Origin of the sequence: Zobellella iuensis (assembly GCF_016746085.1) — a bacterium.
GTDB classification, from domain to species: Bacteria; Pseudomonadota; Gammaproteobacteria; order Enterobacterales; family Aeromonadaceae; genus Oceanimonas; species Oceanimonas iuensis.
Map to the genome: position 1 here is coordinate 205,662 of NZ_JAERTZ010000002.1, position 17,010 is coordinate 222,671.

Annotated in this window: 14 protein-coding genes and 3 tRNA genes; 10 read left to right on the plus strand and 7 right to left on the minus strand. The window is 64.3% G+C overall.

Going from position 1 to position 17,010, the window contains the following annotated elements:
• Positions 1-165: 165 nt before the first annotated feature.
• The 3 genes from JKV55_RS01490 to epmA all read left to right on the plus strand — a co-directional run bounded on the left by JKV55_RS01490 (position 166) and on the right by epmA (position 3,189).
• Complete coding sequence (locus JKV55_RS01490) at positions 166-1,671, plus strand: hypothetical protein (RefSeq protein WP_202081971.1); 1,506 nt, start codon at positions 166-168, stop codon at positions 1,669-1,671.
• A 92-nt stretch (positions 1,672-1,763) separates the two neighbouring features.
• Positions 1,764-2,162 (plus strand): VOC family protein, encoded by a 399-nt coding sequence (locus JKV55_RS01495; RefSeq protein WP_237332589.1) that lies wholly within the window; start codon positions 1,764-1,766, stop codon positions 2,160-2,162.
• Positions 2,163-2,214: 52 nt separating this feature from the next.
• On the plus strand, positions 2,215-3,189 hold the full coding sequence (epmA, locus tag JKV55_RS01500; protein ID WP_202081972.1) for an elongation factor P--(R)-beta-lysine ligase: 975 nt from the start codon (positions 2,215-2,217) through the stop codon (positions 3,187-3,189).
• Position 3,190: 1 nt separating this feature from the next.
• On the opposite strand, the gene JKV55_RS01505 is transcribed toward epmA, so the two are convergent.
• The 6 genes from JKV55_RS01505 to rsgA form a co-directional block, all read right to left on the minus strand.
• The gene (locus JKV55_RS01505) at positions 3,191-3,682 is read right to left on the minus strand and encodes a DUF4136 domain-containing protein (RefSeq protein WP_202081973.1); all 492 of its coding nucleotides are present in this window, start codon (positions 3,680-3,682) and stop codon (positions 3,191-3,193) included.
• 94 nt (positions 3,683-3,776) lie between these two features.
• A complete protein-coding gene (locus JKV55_RS01510) occupies positions 3,777-4,664 on the minus strand; it encodes a LysR substrate-binding domain-containing protein (RefSeq protein ID WP_202081974.1) in 888 nt (295 codons plus the stop codon).
• Positions 4,661-6,061, minus strand: coding sequence for an SLC13 family permease (locus JKV55_RS01515; protein ID WP_202081975.1), 1,401 nt, complete (start codon positions 6,059-6,061; stop codon positions 4,661-4,663). The genes JKV55_RS01510 and JKV55_RS01515 overlap by 4 nt, the downstream gene beginning before the upstream one ends.
• Positions 6,045-9,383, minus strand: a complete 3,339-nt coding sequence (mscM, locus tag JKV55_RS01520) for a miniconductance mechanosensitive channel MscM (RefSeq protein ID WP_202081976.1) — start codon at positions 9,381-9,383, stop codon at positions 6,045-6,047. Before mscM ends, JKV55_RS01515 begins: the two co-directional genes overlap by 17 nt.
• A gap of 40 nt (positions 9,384-9,423) precedes the next feature.
• On the minus strand, positions 9,424-10,284 hold the full coding sequence (gene asd, locus JKV55_RS01525) for an archaetidylserine decarboxylase (protein ID WP_202081977.1): 861 nt from the start codon (positions 10,282-10,284) through the stop codon (positions 9,424-9,426).
• Between the two features lie 30 nt (positions 10,285-10,314).
• Complete coding sequence (gene rsgA / locus JKV55_RS01530) at positions 10,315-11,349, minus strand: small ribosomal subunit biogenesis GTPase RsgA (RefSeq protein ID WP_202081978.1); 1,035 nt, start codon at positions 11,347-11,349, stop codon at positions 10,315-10,317.
• A gap of 87 nt (positions 11,350-11,436) precedes the next feature.
• On the opposite strand from rsgA, the gene orn reads away from it, so the two are divergent.
• From orn to JKV55_RS01550, 4 genes are all read left to right on the plus strand, one after another.
• Entirely contained in the window at positions 11,437-11,982 is a 546-nt protein-coding gene (orn, locus tag JKV55_RS01535; protein WP_202081979.1) for an oligoribonuclease, read from the plus strand.
• Between the two features lie 230 nt (positions 11,983-12,212).
• Positions 12,213-12,288: transfer RNA gene (locus JKV55_RS01540), tRNA-Gly, on the plus strand.
• 51 nt (positions 12,289-12,339) lie between these two features.
• Positions 12,340-12,415 (plus strand) — tRNA-Gly (locus JKV55_RS01545).
• Between the two features lie 51 nt (positions 12,416-12,466).
• A tRNA-Gly gene (locus JKV55_RS01550) sits at positions 12,467-12,542 on the plus strand.
• Between the two features lie 65 nt (positions 12,543-12,607).
• Here the strand turns inward: JKV55_RS01550 and queG are convergent.
• Positions 12,608-13,735, minus strand: coding sequence for a tRNA epoxyqueuosine(34) reductase QueG (queG, locus tag JKV55_RS01555; protein WP_202081980.1), 1,128 nt, complete (start codon positions 13,733-13,735; stop codon positions 12,608-12,610).
• Here queG and JKV55_RS01560 point away from each other — a divergent pair.
• Genes JKV55_RS01560 through JKV55_RS01570 form a run of 3 tightly spaced genes read left to right on the plus strand, consistent with a single transcriptional unit; the run spans position 13,734 to position 17,009 of the window.
• Positions 13,734-15,242: an NAD(P)H-hydrate dehydratase gene (locus JKV55_RS01560; protein WP_202081981.1), complete on the plus strand. Its 1,509-nt coding sequence runs from the start codon at positions 13,734-13,736 to the stop codon at positions 15,240-15,242. The genes queG and JKV55_RS01560 overlap by 2 nt on opposite strands.
• Entirely contained in the window at positions 15,229-15,696 is a 468-nt protein-coding gene (gene tsaE, locus JKV55_RS01565; protein ID WP_202082016.1) for a tRNA (adenosine(37)-N6)-threonylcarbamoyltransferase complex ATPase subunit type 1 TsaE, read from the plus strand. The genes JKV55_RS01560 and tsaE overlap by 14 nt, the downstream gene beginning before the upstream one ends.
• On the plus strand, positions 15,693-17,009 hold the full coding sequence (locus JKV55_RS01570) for an N-acetylmuramoyl-L-alanine amidase (protein ID WP_202081982.1): 1,317 nt from the start codon (positions 15,693-15,695) through the stop codon (positions 17,007-17,009). The genes tsaE and JKV55_RS01570 overlap by 4 nt, the downstream gene beginning before the upstream one ends.
• Position 17,010 lies beyond the last annotated feature (1 nt).

The window sequence follows — 17,010 nt, forward strand, 5'->3', positions numbered from 1 at the left end:
CTTTACTCTAAAAACTGACTTTTAAGTTAAATTTCATTTAACCTTTGCCGCTTTTTGTTTACAGTTGTCCGCTGTGTTGCGCAGAAGGAAGGCGGTATCCTGTGCGCAATCGTTTGCCTATCGTCACCCGATGCCGCCACTCATCATCACAAGGAGAAAACAGCAGTGACCGAGCCGCGCTTCCATTATCCCTGGTACAAGAAGGAAGACACCGATGCCTTCTTCGCCCTGTTCCAGAACAACGTCGCCAACTTCGTCATTATCACCATCACCATGCTGGGCATGGGTTTCCCCCAGGAGCTGGTGTTCGGACAGGTGATACCGGGGGCGGCCATCGCCGTGCTGGTGGGCAACCTCTATTACGCCTATACCGCCAACCGCCTGGCCCACCAGGAACAGCGTACCGACGTGACCGCCCTGTCCTACGGTATCAGTACGCCGGTGATGTTCGTATTCCTGTTCGGGGTACTGCTGCCGGCCAAGACCCTGACCGGCGATCCCGAGCTGGCCTGGAAAATCGCCGTGGGCGCCTGCTTCCTCAGCGGCCTGCTGGAAGTGCTGGTGAGCATCATCGGCCGCTGGGTGCAGCGCAACCTGCCCCGGGCGGCCATGCTGGGGGCGGTGGCCGGGGTGGCGCTGACCTTTATCGCCGGCGAGATGTTGTTCAAGACCCTGGAGATGCCGGTGGTCGGCCTGTTCGTGCTGGCGGTGATCATCATCGGCATCGTCGGCCGGGTGGTGCTGCCCTTCCGTATGCCCGCCTCTTTGTTCGCCATCGTGTTCGGTACCCTGCTGGCCTATCTGCTGGGCGCGAGCGACAGCGCCAAGATTGCCGAGGGGCTGTCCCACTTCGGCTTCTACCCCGTGCTGCCTTCCATGGCGGCCTTCGACGGTATTAGCTACCTGTTCGGCTCCATGATCGGCATCCTCACCGTGGTGCTGCCCATTACCCTTTATAACGCCATCGAGACCATGAACAACGTGGAAGCGATGGAGGCCGCCGGCGACAAGTACGATGTGCGCGAGTGCCAGGCGGTGGACGGCGTGGGCACCATGATCGGCGCCCTGTTCGGCGGCCTGTTCCCGACCACCGTCTATATCGCCACCGTGGGCGCCAAGTGGATGAAGGCCGGTCGTGGCTACAGCATCCTCAACGGCCTGGTATACCTGCTGGCGGCCATGTTCGGCCTGATCGCGGTGATCTCGGCGCTGATCCCGGTGGCGGTGGTGGCCCCGATCCTGGTGTTCGTGGGCATGTCCATGGTGTCCACCGCCTTCCTGACCAACGCCAAGAAGTACTACCCGGCGGTGGCCCTGGCCATGCTGCCCTACTTCGCCAACTATGTGATGACCCGCTTCAACAACGCCGCCGGCGAGGTGGTCAGCCGCATTTCCGACGGCATAGTGCCCCTGGGCCAGGGTGCCATGTTCACCGCCATGATGCTGGGCGCCATCACCGTGTGCGTGATCGATGGCGCCTTCAAGCGGGCCATGGCCTTCGCCCTGTGCAGTGCCGGCTTTTCCTTCGTGGGGCTGATGCACGCGCCCAAACTCGGCTTCTATGCGGCACCGGAATTTGTCATGGGTTATCTGGTGATGGCGCTGCTGTTCGCCTGGTACGCTTTTTTCGGCGCGGTCAAGCGGGACGACCACGTGATGGGCGAAGACTGAGCGGAAACGACGAATCGAGGGCGCCGCGGCGCCCTTTTATTTTGCTCAAAATTACGCCATGCTGTTAGCATCCTGACGGGGAGGGCGTGCTCATGTTCACTATTCTGGGACTGGATCATCTGGTGCTGCGGGTGCGGCAGCCGGAGCGGATGCTGGATTTTTACTGCCGCGTCCTGGGCTGCACCCTGGAGCGGGAAAAGAGCGACATCGGCCTCTACCAGCTGCGTGCCGGCGCCCAGCTGATCGATCTGGTGGATATCCGTGGCCCCTTGGGCGGGGACGGGGAGGCGGCGGAACAGTGCAAGGCCAATATGGATCACTTCTGCCTGCGCATCACCCCCTTCGAGCCCGATGCCCTGCTGCTCTACCTGGAGTGCAGCGGGGTCATCTGCGAGGAGCCGCAGCTGCGCTACGGCGCCGAGGGCGAAGGCCCGTCGGTCTATGTGTTCGACCCCGAAGGCAACCAGGTGGAGTTGAAAGGGCCGCTCTAGAGTGGCAAGCGCCGCCGTTAAGGGTAAAATGCCCATTTTTGGCACCGAACCCATGACGAGCATCCCCTGGCCACCCACGGCCCCTCTTTCCTTTCTGCAACAGCGGGCCCGGCTGCTGGCGCAGGTTCGCCAGTTTTTCTCCGAACGGGGGGTGCTGGAGGTGGATACCCCCACCCTGGCCAGCGCCGGGGTGACCGATGTGCACCTGGACAACTTCATGACCCGCTTCGTCGGTCCGGGCATGGCCGCGGGGCTGGAGCTCTACCTGCAGACCTCGCCGGAATTCCATATGAAGCGGCTGCTGGCGGCGGGCAGCGGCCCCATCTACCAGATCTGCAAGGCCTACCGCAACGAGGAGTCGGGCCGGTTGCACAATCCCGAGTTCACCATGCTGGAGTGGTACCGACCCGGTTTCGATCATCATCAATTGATGGACGAGATGGCCGGGCTGCTGCAACGGGTGCTGGATTGCGACAGTCCCGAGCGGCTGACTTACCGGCAGGCCTTCCTGACCACCCTGGGGGTCTGCCCGCTGAGCGCTTCCCTCGACGAGCTGCGCCGGGCCGGCCAGGGGCTGGGTGCCGACGATCTGGTCGCCCGGGAGGAGGACAGGGATACCCTGCTTCAACTGCTGTTCGCCCTCGGGGTGGAGCCGCGCATCGGTCAGTGCACCCCCTGCTTCGTCTATCACTTCCCCGCCAGCCAGGCGGCCCTGGCGCGCATCAGCCCGCAGGATCCGCGGGTGGCGGAGCGGTTCGAGGTCTATTTCAAGGGCATCGAGCTGGCCAACGGTTTCCATGAGCTGAGCGATGCGGACGAGCAGCGCCGCCGTTTCGAGCAGGACAACCGGCTGCGCCGCGCCCGCGGGCTGCCCGAGCGGCCGGTGGACGAATACCTGCTCGCCGCCCTGCAGGCCGGCCTGCCCGATTGCGCCGGGGTGGCGCTGGGGATGGACCGGCTGATCATGCTGGCGCTGGGGGCTTCGCTGCTGGAGCAGGTGATCGCCTTCCCGGTCACCCGCGCCTGACTCAGTGGCGGGGCGGGTAGTTGGCCAGCAGCTCCGCCACCTGCTGTTCGATGCGTCGACTGCGTTCGGCGCCTTTGACCCGTGCGGCGGGAAAGGCGCGGGGGTGCTTGCTGCTCCACAGCATCTTGCCGCCGGGCTCTTCCAGCCAGAGGCGCAGCTTGAGCTCCCGCACCGCGCCATAGACCCGCTCCTCGTCGTCCCAGAAACGGCCATGATGGGCGGTAATACGCGGTATGGTGGTCAGCAGTCGGGTTTCTTCCACCAGTTGGTAGTTCAGCCAGAGCGAAGCCCGGTCGGGTTCCGCCAGGCGCAGGCCGCGTCCCGGCAGCAGGGCCAGGGCCGAGGTGGTGATGCGGGCACCGTCCAGGGACTGGCTGTCTGCGGTGGGCGCCAGGGCGACGCTGGTGAAGCGATTGAAATCGGTGTCTTCGGCGTAGTCGTAGGGCGCGGCGCAGCCGCTCAACAGCAGGGCAAGAAGCAATAGGCGTAACATAAGCGTGATCTCCGGCCGGGGTCTCCCCTATTTAGACCCGGCCGGAGGGAAAGTTGCAAGCCGCCGTGGTCGCCATTTTTCCCGCTGGTATTACTCAGAGCAGAATTTCCCTGGCCAGTTCGATCAGCGCCATACGCGAGGGGTGATCCCCCCTGTCCTTGTGCCAGGCGAAATAGAAAAAGCGGGTGAGCACCAGCTCCGCCACCGGCAGGGCCACCAGGGTGCCCGCTGCCAGCTCGTCGGCGATACTGAGGCGGGATATGCAACTGAGCCAGGGGCGGGACAGCAGCAGCCGTTTGATGGTGGGCAGGTGCGGATATTCCTGGCGAATGTTCAGGGGGCCGAGTCGACCGGCGAGGGCCTGCTCGAAGGTATCCCGGGTGCCGGAGCCGGACTCGCGCAGTATCCATTCGCATGCCGCCAGTTGCGCCAGGGTCACGTTCTGCTCTCGGGCCAGAGGGTGCTGCGGCCGGCAGACGATCACCAGCTCGTCCTGACACCAGGGTTCCAACCGCAACCATTTTTCCTGGGCATGGGCTTCGACCAGCGCCATTTCCAACCGGCCCTGATACAGCTGTTGCAACAGGCTATGGGTGTTGTCCACCGCCAGGCTGATGTCGAGCTGGGGATAACGGCGGGAGCTGTATTCCACCAGCTCGGGGATCCAGCAGTCGGCGATGGTGCGGCTCGCCCCCAGGCGCAGTTGCCCGGCGATGGGGCTCTTGCCCTTGAACCCCTGCTCGATGAGGTAGCTCTCGGCCAGTATTTTCTGGGCCCGGGGCAGCAGCCAAAGCCCCCAGGCGTTGAGCTTGAGCCGGCGGCCGACCCGGTCGAACAGGGGGTGGTTGAGCTGGCGTTCCAGCTCCTGCAACGCCATGGTGGCCGCCGACTGGGTCATGGCCAGCTGCTCGGCGGCCCGGCTCAGGCTGGCGTTTTCCGCCACGGCGACGAACAGCCGCAACTGCTTGAGGGTAAAATTCATCCCAGGGCGCCCAGCACCAGCAGGATGACGAACAGCAGCACCAGGCCGAAGGCACCGATCGCCAGGCCGGTGCGCAGCATGTCTTTGGTGGTGACCAGGCCGGTGGCGTAGGCCAGGGCGTTGGGCGGTGTGCTCACCGGCAGTATCATGCCCAGGGAGCAGGACAGGGCCACCAGCACCAGGGCCGTATCCAGGCCATAGTCGGCCATGCCGTCATAGCCGGTGGCCACGGCGGCGGTGATCGGCAGTATCAGGTTAGCGGTGGCGGTGTTGGACATGACGTTGGCCAGCAGGAAGCACACCAGCAGCAGGCTGAGCAGTATGGCCGCGCCGGGCAGCTGCTCGAGCGGCAGCGACAGGGCCAGCTTGCGTGCCAGGCCGGACTGATCCAGGGCCAGCCCCAGGGCTATGCCCCCCGCCACCAGCCAGAGCACGTCCCAGTTGATCTTCTGCAGATCCGCCGGGGTGATGATGCCGGTCAGGCTGAACACCACCAGCGGGATGACGGCCACCACATAGCTGTTCATGCCGTGCCAGAAGGAAGTGAGCCAGAGCACTATGGTCAGGGCGAAGGTGGCGTAGAGCAGCCAGGCGCGGGGCCCGTGCAGGAACTTGCTGCTCAGGGTCAGGCACAGGCCCAGCTCGGCGGCGGGGTAAAGCTTCAGCAGCAGCCGCCAGGCGGCGAGCAGCAACACCAGCACCAGGGGCACGGCGAAGGCCATCCAGGTCAGGAAATCGACCGGGTTGGCCATGTACTGCAGGGCGATGGCGTTGGGCGGGGTGCCGATGGGGGTGCCGATGCCGCCCAGGTTGGCGGCGATGGGAATGGCCAGCAGCAGGCCGCGGGTGGACGGCGCCTGCAGCCCCAGGCTGGCGAACACCGGCCCCATGATGGTGAGCATCATCAGGGTGGTGGCGGTGTTGGACATAAACATGGAGAACAGCGCCGTGATCAGCATAACGCCCAGCATCAGCCGGTTGTGGCTGGCCATGAAGGGGCGCAGCAGATAGTTGGCCAGGTTGGTGTCGAGCTGGTACTTGGCCGCCCCCAGGGCCAGGGCGAAGCCGCCGAGGAAGAGGATGATGATGGGGGAGGCGAAGCTGCCCATGATGGCCTGGTAGGGCAGCAGCTCGCCCAGGGGCTGGCCGGCGTCCTCCCGCAGGAACCAGACGGCGGCCTGGTCCGATACCGTGACCAGCAGCAGGCCGATGATCAGCAGGGAGGTGGCGAACACCGGCACCGGCTCCAGCACCCACAGCAGGGCGGCGAGCAGGAAGATGGCCAGCAGCCGCTGCTCGACCAGGCTGGGATCCGGCAGCGGCAGCAGCTCGGCCGGCAGGTTCAGCACCAGCAGCGGCGGCAGCAGGGCGAGCAGCAGTTTAGCGTGGTTTGGCATCTGGACCTCGCACGGGCGTGTTGATGGGCTGCTCGCTGATCAGGCGGATGTCGACCTGCTGGTGCGGGATCTGGATCTGGTGCCAGCGCAGCCGGGCCAGCAGCAGGTTGTGCAGCTCGTGGGTCATGGGCATGCGGTGGCTCATGTCCTCCACATAGACCCGCACCTCGTACACCAGGGCCGAGTCGGTCAACTCGATCAGGAACACCTCGGGGATGGGGTTGTCCAGGATCAGGCCGCACTCCTTGATCGCCTCGTGGGTCAACCGCTGCACCAGCTCGATATCCGCATCCAGCCGTACCCGCACCAGCAGCTTGACCCGGGTGATGGCGTCGGACAGGGACCAGTTGACGAACTGCTCGGTGATAAAGGCCTTGTTGGGCACGATGATCTCGCGCCTGTCCCAGTCCACTATGGTGGTGGCCCGGGTCTTGATCTTGGAGATGGTGCCGGTGAGCTCGCGGATGGTGACGGTGTCGCCGATACGGATCGGCTTTTCGAACAGTATGATCAGGCCGGACACGAAGTTGGCGAAGATCTCCTGCAGGCCGAAGCCGAGGCCCACCGACAGGGCGGCCACCAGCCACTGGGTCTTGGACCAGTCGATGCCGAGCATGGCGAAGGTGGTGAAGGCGCCGACCATCAGCACCACATATTTAGAGATGGTGGTGATGGCGAAGCCGGTGCCGGGCGACAGGTTCAGGTGCTGCAGCAGGCTGAGCTCCATCAGGCCGGGCAGGTTGCGGGCGGTGATCCAGGTGAGCACCACCACGAACAGGGCGATCACCAGATCCTTGAGCGAGATGGGCATCAGGGTGTCTTCCCCGCCCAGGCTGGTGGAGACCTGCCAGACCTGGATGCTGTCGAGGAAGCTGAAGGCGGTGTTGATCTCCGACCACAGCAGCATCAGGCTGAGGATGTAGCCCAGCATCAGCACCGAACGCAGCAGCCCCAGAGACTGGGCACTGATGGTATCCAGGTCCACCTCGGCCACGGCGGCCGCTTCCGCCTCCGGGCTGGGCGGGGTTTCCATCGTCTCTTCCTTCTCTTTTTCCTTGCTCTCCTTGCGCTGGGCCAGGATTTCCGCGCGCCGGGCCTTGGCCCGCTCGAACGCCAGCCGCCGGCGCTGGATCAGCATCCAGCGCCGCACCAGGAAGTAGGCCATCAGGAAACTGACCCCCACCAGCACCGAGATCTCCAGCTGGCGCAGCAGGGTATGGGCGGTGAACAGGTAGCCCATGGCGGCGGCGGCCAGGGCCAGCAGCGGCGCCAGGATCAGCAGGCCCCACAGCAGGTGGTTGACCAGGGTGAGGTGCTCCCGGCGGGGGGTGGACAGCAGCAGCGGCAGATCCGCCCGGTACAGACGCCAGGAGAACAGGCTGAGCAGCAGGCAGATGAACATAAAGCCGAGCCGGCCCAGGGTGTCGTAGAGGGAAAAGTCCCGGTATTCCTGGGCGGTGTAGAACAGCAGCAGGGCCGGCAGCATGGTCAGCATCAGGGTCTGGAACTGGCGCCAGACCCGGCGCACCCGTTCCCGGGGCAGGTTGAAGTGCACCACCAGCAGGCCCCTGTTCATCATCAGGTTGCCGATCAACATCAGGATGAACACCGGCAGCATCAGCTTGCCCAGGGCATGGGCCAGGGCCAGCACCACCGGCGGCGCCCAGGGCGAGTCGATGGCCCTGGACAACAGCGACAGCAGCGCCGGCAGCGGCAGGGCGGTGAGCAGGCTGAGCAGCAGGGTATTGAAGGTGTAGTCGTACTTGTCCTGGGTGACGTTGCCGATGCGCGGGCTGATTTTCTCCAGGTAATCGCGCAGGCTGCGCCGGCTCAGGAACCAGAGGTAAAGCACCATCAGGGAGCTGACGCCGTACAGGGTGAGGCTGGCGCCGCCCTGCAGCAGCAGGGACTGGGGCAGGGCGGTCCAGGTGCTGGCGGTCAGCAGCCAGCCCAGGGTTTCCATCAGGGACTGCGGGAACTGGCCGCCGATGGGGCGCAGATCCGGCAGCCAGAACAGCCGCTCGTCGGTGAGGGTACGGATTTCCTGCAGCTGGCTGTTCTGCCGGCTGTAGGCGACCTTGAGCCGGGTCTGCTCGTGGATCTGGTTGTCGGTGGCGCCGACCAGTTGCTCCAGCAAGCGGCGCTGGGTGGCCAGCAGTTCATCGAGCTGGGACAGCTGGGTGTCGGTCAGGGCGCCGGCCTGCTCGCTCAGCAGCAGGCTGGTGCGGTAGCTGCCGGTGCGCAGGCTGTCGAGGGATTCCTGATAGCCGTACTTGTCCACCCGGCTCTGCACGATGCGGGCCTCCAGCTGGGGCAGGGAATAGGGGGACGGCAGCTCGTTCAGGCGGTTGCGCAGGTTTTCGCCGAAGCCCCGGCTGACCTGCAGCCATTCCAGCTGCTCCTTGAGGTTGTTTTTCATGGTAACCAGCTCGGAGGCGGCCCGCTCCGCCGCCTGGTATTCCAGCTGCAGCGCCTCCACCTCCCGGCTCTTCTCCGCAAGCTGGCTGGACAGCCGCTGGTTGACGGCCTGCTGACCGGCCAGCAGGGGGGCGTCGGCCTCGACCTGGTCCAGCAGGCGTTCGCTCTCGGCGATGGTGGCCTCGGTGGTAGCCCGGCGCAGCTCGTTCTGGCGATTCTGCAGCGCCGCTATGTAGGCGTCCAGATCCTGCAACCGGGCCTGGATGATGTCCAGTTTCAGCCGGTTGAGGCTGTCCCTGTTGCCGGCGGACAGCTGCTCCAGCTCCAGCACCTGGATGCGGGTCTGCAGGCTCTGCTCGCGCACCAGGGCCAGTACGCGGTTGGCGGTCTGCTGCCGGTTCTGGCTGTCCGAGAATTGTAATTCGTCCAGGCTCTGCTGGGTGCGGCGCAGCTGTTGGCGCAGATCGTCCAGCAGCTTGTGCTGATCGCCCGCCCCCAGTTCCTGCAGGTTGAGGGTATTGGCGAGATCGTCCCGCTGGCCTCTGAATTCCAGCCGGCGGGCCTGGGCATCGACCAGGGCCTGTTGCACCGCCTCTTCGTCCAGGCGGGGGATGCCGGCGGTGTCGGTGGCCTTGAGCCCGTCCCGTTCGCGTTCGAGCTTTTTGAGTTCGGCCGGGTAGCCATCCATGAACTGCCGCAGCGCCTGGGCCTGCCGGCGGTAGCGCTCGCCTTCGCGCACCAGTTGCAGGGCCTGGTTGTAGCTGTCGCGCAATTTCTGCAGCTCGGGCCTGTCCCCCTCGGGGATTTCGGCCAGCAGGGTCTCGATGTCGGCGACGCTCTGATCCGCCGGCAGCGGGGCCGGCAGCAACAGCAGGGCAAAAAACAGCAGTATGGGGGCAAACACGGCTGACTCTCGATGTTTAAGGGTTAAAGCCTGCGATGGCTCAGCCCCGCAGCAGGCGGCCGAATTCGGTGCCCATGCGGGTGGGGGTGCCGGGCTGGAACCTGTCGGACAGCTCGACCCGGCCGGGGGCAAAGAGGCAGACCACGGTGCTGCCCAGTTTGAAGCGGCCCATCTCCTCGCCCTTGGCCAGGCGCGGCGCCGTGGCCGGATCGTAGTCCCAGCGCTGCACGCGCTTGCCCACGGGCGGGGTGATGGTGCCGGCCCAGACGGTTTCGATGCTGGCCACTATGGTGGCGCCCACCAGCACCAGGGCCAGGGGCCCGGCGGCGGTATCGAAGATGCACACCACCCGCTCGTTGCGGGCAAAGAGCTCGGGTACCCGCTCGGCGGTGAGCGGATTGACCGAGAACAGCTCGCCGGGCACGTAGATCATGGTTTTGAGCACCCCGTCCAGGGGCATGTGGATGCGATGATAGTCCTTGGGCGCCAGGTAGATGGTGGCGAAGTCGCCGCCCATGAAGGGCTCGGCCAGGGCCTTGTCGCCGCCGAGCAGGCCCCGGGCGCTGAAGTCGTGGCCCTTGGCCTGGATGATGCGCCCCTGCTGGATGGGGGCCAGCTGGCTGATGGCGCCGTCCACCGGCATGGCGAGGATCTCCTCCCCCTCCACCAGTGGGCGCACCCCTTCCCTGAGCGGGCGGGTAAAGAAGTCGTTGAAGCTCAGGTAATGGCCCGGATCCGGATATTGGGCCTCGTTCATGTCCACCCGGTAGCGCTGGATAAAGCGGCGGATCAGCCACTGGGTGAGGCGGCCAGCCTCCATGGCGGCCAGGCGGCCGACCAGGCGGGAAATCAGGTGTTTGGGTAGCAGGTATTGCAGCAAAATTTTAAGGCTATCGATCATAGGGCGTCCGAACAATGACTGGGAAAAGGATCAGGATTTGGGATGATGGCGGCTGGGTTTGTCCGCCATGGCATCCATGATGCGATGGTAGCTGTCGAGCCGCTCGGGATGGATGTGGCCATCCGTCCTGGCCTGTTGCAGCAGGCAGCCCGGATCGGTGCCGTGCTTGCAGTCGCGGAAACGGCAGCCGCCGAGGTAATGCCGGAATTCGCTGAAGCACCAGGCCACCCGCTCGGGCGGCAGGTGCCAGAGGGAAAATTCACGAATACCCGGCGAGTCGACGAGGGAGCCGCCGGACGGGAAATGATAGAGCCGGGCGGTGGTGGTGGTGTGCTGGCCCAGGCCGGAGTTATCGGACACGGCGCCGGTGGCGGCGTCCACGTGGGGCATCACCGCATTGACCAGGGAGGACTTGCCCACCCCCGACTGGCCCACGAAGATACTGGTGTGATCTTTAAGCGCCTGCTTGAGCTGCTCCAGGCCTTCGCCGGTGTCGCAGCTGACCAGCAGCACCTGGTAACCGATATCCCGGTAGCGTTGCAGGGCCAGCTCCGCCTGCCGGCGCTGGTCGTCGGTGAGCAGATCCACCTTGTTCAGCACCAGCATGGGCGGCATCTCGACATCTTCGGCCGCCACCAGGTAGCGGTCGATGATGTGGCAGCTCAACTCGGGCAATACCGCCGACACCACCACTATCTGGTCGATATTGGCGGCCACCGGCTTGATGCCGTCGTAGTAATCGGGGCGGCTGAGCACGGTCTGGCGGGGGTGCACCGCCTCCACCACGCCGCTGATGCCCTGCATGGCCTCCACGCCCGGGCGCCAGACCACCCGATCACCGGTGACCAGGGAACTCAGGGTCCGGCGCAGGTTGCAGCGATGGATACGCCCTTCATGGTCTTCGATGTCGGCGTGCTGGCCGAAGCGGCTGATCACCACTCCTTCCTGGGGCGGGCCGAGCAGGCGGTCATCAATGCTTTCCTCTTGCTGGCGCTTGAGCCGCCGGCTGTGGTTATCGCTTACCCGGCGCTTCTGGCCTTTGCTGAGCTGTTTTTTCTTGGTCACGATGTCCTCGAACCCGTTTTCACTGCGGCTATGATACACTTTCCCGCTCAAACTTGTCCCACATTGCCACACAGCTAGAGACCCAAGATGAGCCAAAATACAGAAAACCTGGTCTGGATCGATCTGGAAATGACCGGCCTGGAGCCGGACGAACACCGGATTATCGAGATTGCCAGCATAGTGACCGACAAGGAGCTGAAGGTGCTGGCCGAGGGGCCGGTGCTGGCCATCCACCAGCCGGAAGCGGAGCTGGCCAAGATGGACGAGTGGAATGTGCGCACCCACACCGGATCGGGCCTGGTGGCGCGGGTGCAGGCAAGCACAGTGACCGAGGCCGAGGCGGTGGCGCAGACGCTGGCGTTTCTGCGCCAGTGGGTGCCGGAAAAGAGCTCGCCGCTGTGCGGCAACTCCATCGGCCAGGATCGGCGCTTTCTGGTGCGGCATATGCCGGAGCTGGAAGCCTTTTTCCATTACCGTAATATCGATGTCAGTACCGTCAAGGAACTGGTGCGCCGCTGGCAGCCGGCGTTGCTGGAGCAGTTCACCAAAAAGGGCAGCCACCAGGCCCTGGACGATATCCGCGAATCCATCGCCGAACTGCAGTTCTACCGGGATCAGGTGTTCAAGATCTGAGCCATCCGGGCGCCATTGCTGGTAAATTCGACAAACGATCTTAGGGGGCGAAAAAAGGCTTGCATTCACTTAAAGTGCTCTTATAATTCGCCTCCCGTAGCCGGACGGAATTGCAAAGCAAGCCGCTGCCTACGTAACAAATTGCGGGAATAGCTCAGTTGATAGGGCTTGACCTTGCTGAAGTTGATGAGGGTCGCGCCGCGGCCCCATGCACAAGTTAAGAGTATTTTGCGGGAATAGCTCAGTTGGTAGAGCACAACCTTGCCAAGGTTGGGGTCGCGAGTTCGAGTCTCGTTTCCCGCTCCAAATTGCAACGATGCGGCTCACCAAGGCGGCATTGAAAGTGAAAAGTATTTTGCGGGAATAGCTCAGTTGGTAGAGCACAACCTTGCCAAGGTTGGGGTCGCGAGTTCGAGTCTCGTTTCCCGCTCCAAATTGCAACGATGCGGCTCACCAAGGCGGCATTGAAAGTGAAAAGTATTTTGCGGGAATAGCTCAGTTGGTAGAGCACAACCTTGCCAAGGTTGGGGTCGCGAGTTCGAGTCTCGTTTCCCGCTCCAAACCTAAAAAACCGACCTCAGGGTCGGTTTTTTTATGCCCGCAAACGGCCTCCGATATCAGGCCCTCAGCGGGCATGCTCCGGCATGCCCTTGTCCACGGCGCGGATCAGCCGCTCCGTCTTGCGCTCCGGCCGGGTCAGGCCGGCTCGTTGCCGCGCCAGGGCCCAGTCGACATGTTCCCGCACCAGCTCGTCCACCGCTTCCCGTTGTTGTTCCAGCGCCCGGATGACGTGCTCGGAGGCGGGGGCGTTGCCCAGGGCCACGGCGATATTGCGCAGCCAGCGGCGATGGCCGATGCGGCGGATGGGGCTGCCCTCGGTCATCTTCAGGAAGTGTTCCTCGCTCCAGGCGAACAGGGTCAGCAGCTCGGGGGCGTGCAGGTCGTCCCGGGCGGCGAAATCCGGCTCCCGGCTGGCCCCGGTGAAGCGGTTCCAAGGGCAGATCAGCTGGCAGTCGTCGCAGCCGTAGATGCGGTTGCCCATCAGCGGTCGGAACTCCTCCGGTATGGAGCCGTCGAGCTCGATGGTGAGGTAGGAGATGCAGCGCCGGGCGTCCACCACATAGGGGGCGACGATGGCGCCGGTGGGGCAGGTGGTGATGCAGGCCACGCACTTGCCGCAGCCTTCCTCCACCGGGCTGTCCACCGGCAGCGGCAGGTTGACCAAGAGCTCGCCCAGAAAGAAGAAAGAGCCTTGCTCCCGGTTGAGTAACAGCGAGTGCTTGCCCACCCAGCCGATGCCGGCTTTGGCGGCCAGCGGCCGCTCCAGTATGGGGGCCGAGTCGACGAAGGGGCGGGCGACCAGCTCTTGGGCCCGTTCCGCTATCCTGTCGGCCAGCTTCTTCAGCCGGCCCCGCAGTACTTTGTGGTAGTCCCGGCCCAGGGCATAGCGGCTGATATAGCCTTTGTCCGGGTCGCTCAGCACCCGGGCGATGGCGGCCTGCTCCGGCAGGTAGTTCATGCGCACCGAAATCACCCGCAAGGTGCCCGGCAGCAGCTCCTGGGGGCGGGCGCGCATCATGCCGTGGCGGGCCATGTAGTCCATCTCGCCGTGGTAGCCCTGGTCCAGCCAGTCGGCCAGCAGGGGCTCATGGGCGGCCAGGTCGGTATCGGTGATGCCTACCTGGTCAAAGCCTAGCTCTGCTGCCCAGAGCTTGATATCGTGAGCCAAAGCGGCAAGGTCGGGAGCGGTCATGAGCATTATCGGTCTGGAAAAGCCCCACAGTCTAACACAGTCGCTCTGGTACTCGGAGCAGATCCGGGAAGGGGAGAAACAGGCGGCGGCCTCGGCCGGCATCAGCCTGTTCGAGCTGATGTCGCGGGCCGGCCTGGCGCTGTTCGAGCTGGCCCGACGGCAATGGCCCGATGCCCGGCACTGGTGGGTGTTCTGCGGTGGCGGCAATAACGGCGGCGACGGCTATGTGGTGGCGCGGCTGGCCCGGGCGGCGGGAGTCCGGGTGCAACTGGTGCAGCTGGGGGATGCCGACGCCCTGACCGGCGATGCGACCACCGCCCGGGATCACTACCGGGCCGACGGTGGTGCTATCGAAAGCCTGAGTGCCTTGCAGGACAAGCCGGATCTGATCATCGACGCCCTGCTCGGCACCGGCCTCAAGGGCGAGGTGAGGGAGGCCGCCCGCCAGCATATCCGGCGCATCAACGCCACCGATGCACCTGTGCTGGCGGTGGATCTGCCTTCCGGCCTGTGCGCCGACACCGGCCGGCTGCTGGGCGAGGCGGTGCAGGCTTCTCTTACCCTGAGCTTGGTCGGGCTCAAACCCGGCCTGCTGACCGGGCGCGGGCCCGATGTGTGCGGCCGGATCTGGCTGGCGGATCTGGGTATCCAGGCCCGGCTGGCTCAACAGCCGGTGGCCACCTTGCTGCATTGGCAGCAGGAGCGAATGGCCCTGCCCACCCGACGGCGGGGAGCCCACAAGGGCGAAGCCGGCCGGCTGTTGATCGCGGGCGGCAATGAGGGCATGAATGGAGCCGTCAGGCTGGCCGGGGAGGCGGCGCTGCGTTGTGCCACAGGGTTGGTGCGCATCGTCAGTCATCCTGCCCATGCGCAGTTCCTGAACTTGCACCGGCCCGAGCTGATGACGGCAGCCTTTCCGGGATTCAGTCACTGGGGCTGGGCCGATGCCTTGGTACTGGGGCCGGGACTGGGCCGCGACCCCTGGGCCGAGGCCTTGTTCGACGCGGCCATGGACAGCGGTCTGGCCATGGTTATCGATGCGGATGCCCTGCATTTGCTCGCCGGAAACAAGACACGGCTGCCGGCCGTTCGGCCCTGGGTATTGACGCCGCACCCGGGAGAAGCCGCTGTGCTGCTGGGATGCAGCCTGGCGGATGTTGAGGCGGATCGGCTGGCGGCGGTGCGTGCCATCCAGCGGCAATACGGCGGCGTGGCGGTGCTCAAGGGGGCCGGCAGCTTGATCGCTGATGAGCACCATGTCAGTTTATGTCATTATGGTAATCCCGGTATGGCCTCGGGGGGTATGGGCGACCTGTTATCTGGTATAATCGGTGCCTTTATGGCCCAGGGGCTGGCCCCTGCCCTGGCGGCACCCCTGGCGGTGTGCCTGCACGGCCTGGCCGGTGACAGGGCCGCGGCCGAAGGCATGCTCGGCTTGCTGGCATCGGATTTGTTATCTCCACTAAGAAGCCTTATTAATCAAGTAGATGAAAATGACAACAAATAAGTGGACCCTGGTGTTGGCCGATGAGGGGGAGACCCTGGCCTTGGGACAAAAACTGGCCCTGGCCTGCAGCGAAGCGGCAGTCATTTTTTTGCATGGCGAGCTGGGGGCGGGAAAGACGACCCTCAGCCGGGGTATTATCACCGCCCTGGGCCATGCAGGAAAAGTCAAAAGCCCGACTTACACCCTGGTCGAGCCCTATCAGACTCCGGCCTGGCAAATATATCACTTCGATCTTTATCGTCTGGCAGACCCGGAAGAGTTGGAATATATGGGCATTCGTGATTATTTTACTCAAGACAGCTTGTGTCTGATCGAGTGGCCGGAGCGGGGTCATGGCATGCTGCCGCCGGCGGATATGGAAATTACCCTCAGTTATGAAGGCATGCGGCGCATGGCGTTATTGGAAGCCTGCACCCCGGTAGGCGTGGCGTTGCTGGAGAAAGTACAAGCGTGAAGTCGATAGTTGCTTTTTTCTTGGTGCTGTTCAGCGTGTCGGCCTGGGCCAACCAGCTGGAAAGTATCCGTATCTGGCCTTCGCCGGACAATACCCGCATCGTGCTGGACATGGGGTCGGCCCCCAATTACGAATATTTTATGCTCAACGATCCCCACCGGCTGGTGGTGGATTTGCGGCAGACCCAAAGCCGGGTCAATTTCGGTGCCATTACCAACAACAGCGAACTGATCACCCGCATCCGGGACAGCAAGCCGGCGACGGCGGGCGGTTACCGACTGGTGTTTGAACTCAAGTCCGGGGTCAGGCCGGTGGTGTTCCCGCTGACGCCGGCCGGGGAGTACGGCCATCGCCTGGTGGTCGATCTGCCCTATGCCGATTCGAGCCGGACACCGCAACAGGTAGTGCGGGCTGCGGCGCCGGTGGGCCAGAAAGAAATCGTGGTGGCCATCGATCCGGGTCACGGCGGGGAAGATCCCGGTGCCATAGGGCCGCGCAAGAACCGGGAGAAGCACATCACCCTGTCCATTTCCCGGCGCCTGGCCGAGCTTATCAACAAGGAGCCGGGCATGAGGGCGGTGCTGACCCGCACCGGCGACTATTTTGTCAACCTCAACCAGCGTTCCGAAATCGCCCGCAAGGCCAGGGCCGATCTGCTGTTGTCCATCCATGCCGACAGCGTCGCCAACCAGGGGCCGCGCGGTGCTTCCGTGTGGGTACTTTCTTCCAACCGGGCCAACCGGGAAATGGCCAGCTGGCTGGAGAAGCAAGAGCGCCAATCGGAGTTGCTCGGTGGGGTGGGCGAAGTGATTTCCCAGACCGACGGCAATCCTTACCTGACCCGCACCTTCCTCGATCTGTCGATGGACAGGTCCCGGGCCGACAGCTACGCCATCAGCGAGCATATCCTCTCCGCCATGGGCAAGGTGGTGCGCCTGCACAAGAGCAAGCCCGAGCACGCCAGCCTGGCGGTATTGAAGTCGCCGGACATACCCTCCATCCTGATCGAGGCGGGCTTTATCTCCAATCCCCAGGAGGAGCAGTTGCTGCTCACCGCCGATCATCAGCAGAAAATCGCCCTGGCGGTGTTCAACGGCGTGAAATCCTATTACCGGCAGAACCCGCCCAGCGGCACCATGATGGCCAGTCAGCCGGCCCAGGGCGGCGCGCGCCAGCATACGGTCCGCTCCGGAGAGAGCCTGTCGCTGATCGCCCAACGCTACGGTATCAGCGTCAACCTGCTGAAGGGGCATAACCAGTTGCAGTCCGACGTGGTGCGTATTGGCCAGGTGCTGAACATACCGGGAAGCTGAC

What these genes read in the sequence shown, in the direction of transcription:
- JKV55_RS01495 (WP_237332589.1), top strand. Translation starts at nt 1,764, where the DNA reads ATGTTCACTATTCTGGGACTGGATCATCTGGTGCTGCGGGTGCGGCAG.
- epmA (WP_202081972.1), top strand. Translation starts at nt 2,215, where the DNA reads ATGACGAGCATCCCCTGGCCACCCACGGCCCCTCTTTCCTTTCTGCAA.
- JKV55_RS01505 (WP_202081973.1), bottom strand. Translation starts at nt 3,682, where the DNA reads ATGTTACGCCTATTGCTTCTTGCCCTGCTGTTGAGCGGCTGCGCCGCG.
- JKV55_RS01510 (WP_202081974.1), bottom strand. Translation starts at nt 4,664, where the DNA reads ATGAATTTTACCCTCAAGCAGTTGCGGCTGTTCGTCGCCGTGGCGGAA.
- JKV55_RS01515 (WP_202081975.1), bottom strand. Translation starts at nt 6,061, where the DNA reads ATGCCAAACCACGCTAAACTGCTGCTCGCCCTGCTGCCGCCGCTGCTG.
- asd (WP_202081977.1), bottom strand. Translation starts at nt 10,284, where the DNA reads ATGATCGATAGCCTTAAAATTTTGCTGCAATACCTGCTACCCAAACAC.
- orn (WP_202081979.1), top strand. Translation starts at nt 11,437, where the DNA reads ATGAGCCAAAATACAGAAAACCTGGTCTGGATCGATCTGGAAATGACC.
- JKV55_RS01560 (WP_202081981.1), top strand. Translation starts at nt 13,734, where the DNA reads ATGAGCATTATCGGTCTGGAAAAGCCCCACAGTCTAACACAGTCGCTC.
- queG (WP_202081980.1), bottom strand. Translation starts at nt 13,735, where the DNA reads ATGACCGCTCCCGACCTTGCCGCTTTGGCTCACGATATCAAGCTCTGG.
- tsaE (WP_202082016.1), top strand. Translation starts at nt 15,229, where the DNA reads ATGACAACAAATAAGTGGACCCTGGTGTTGGCCGATGAGGGGGAGACC.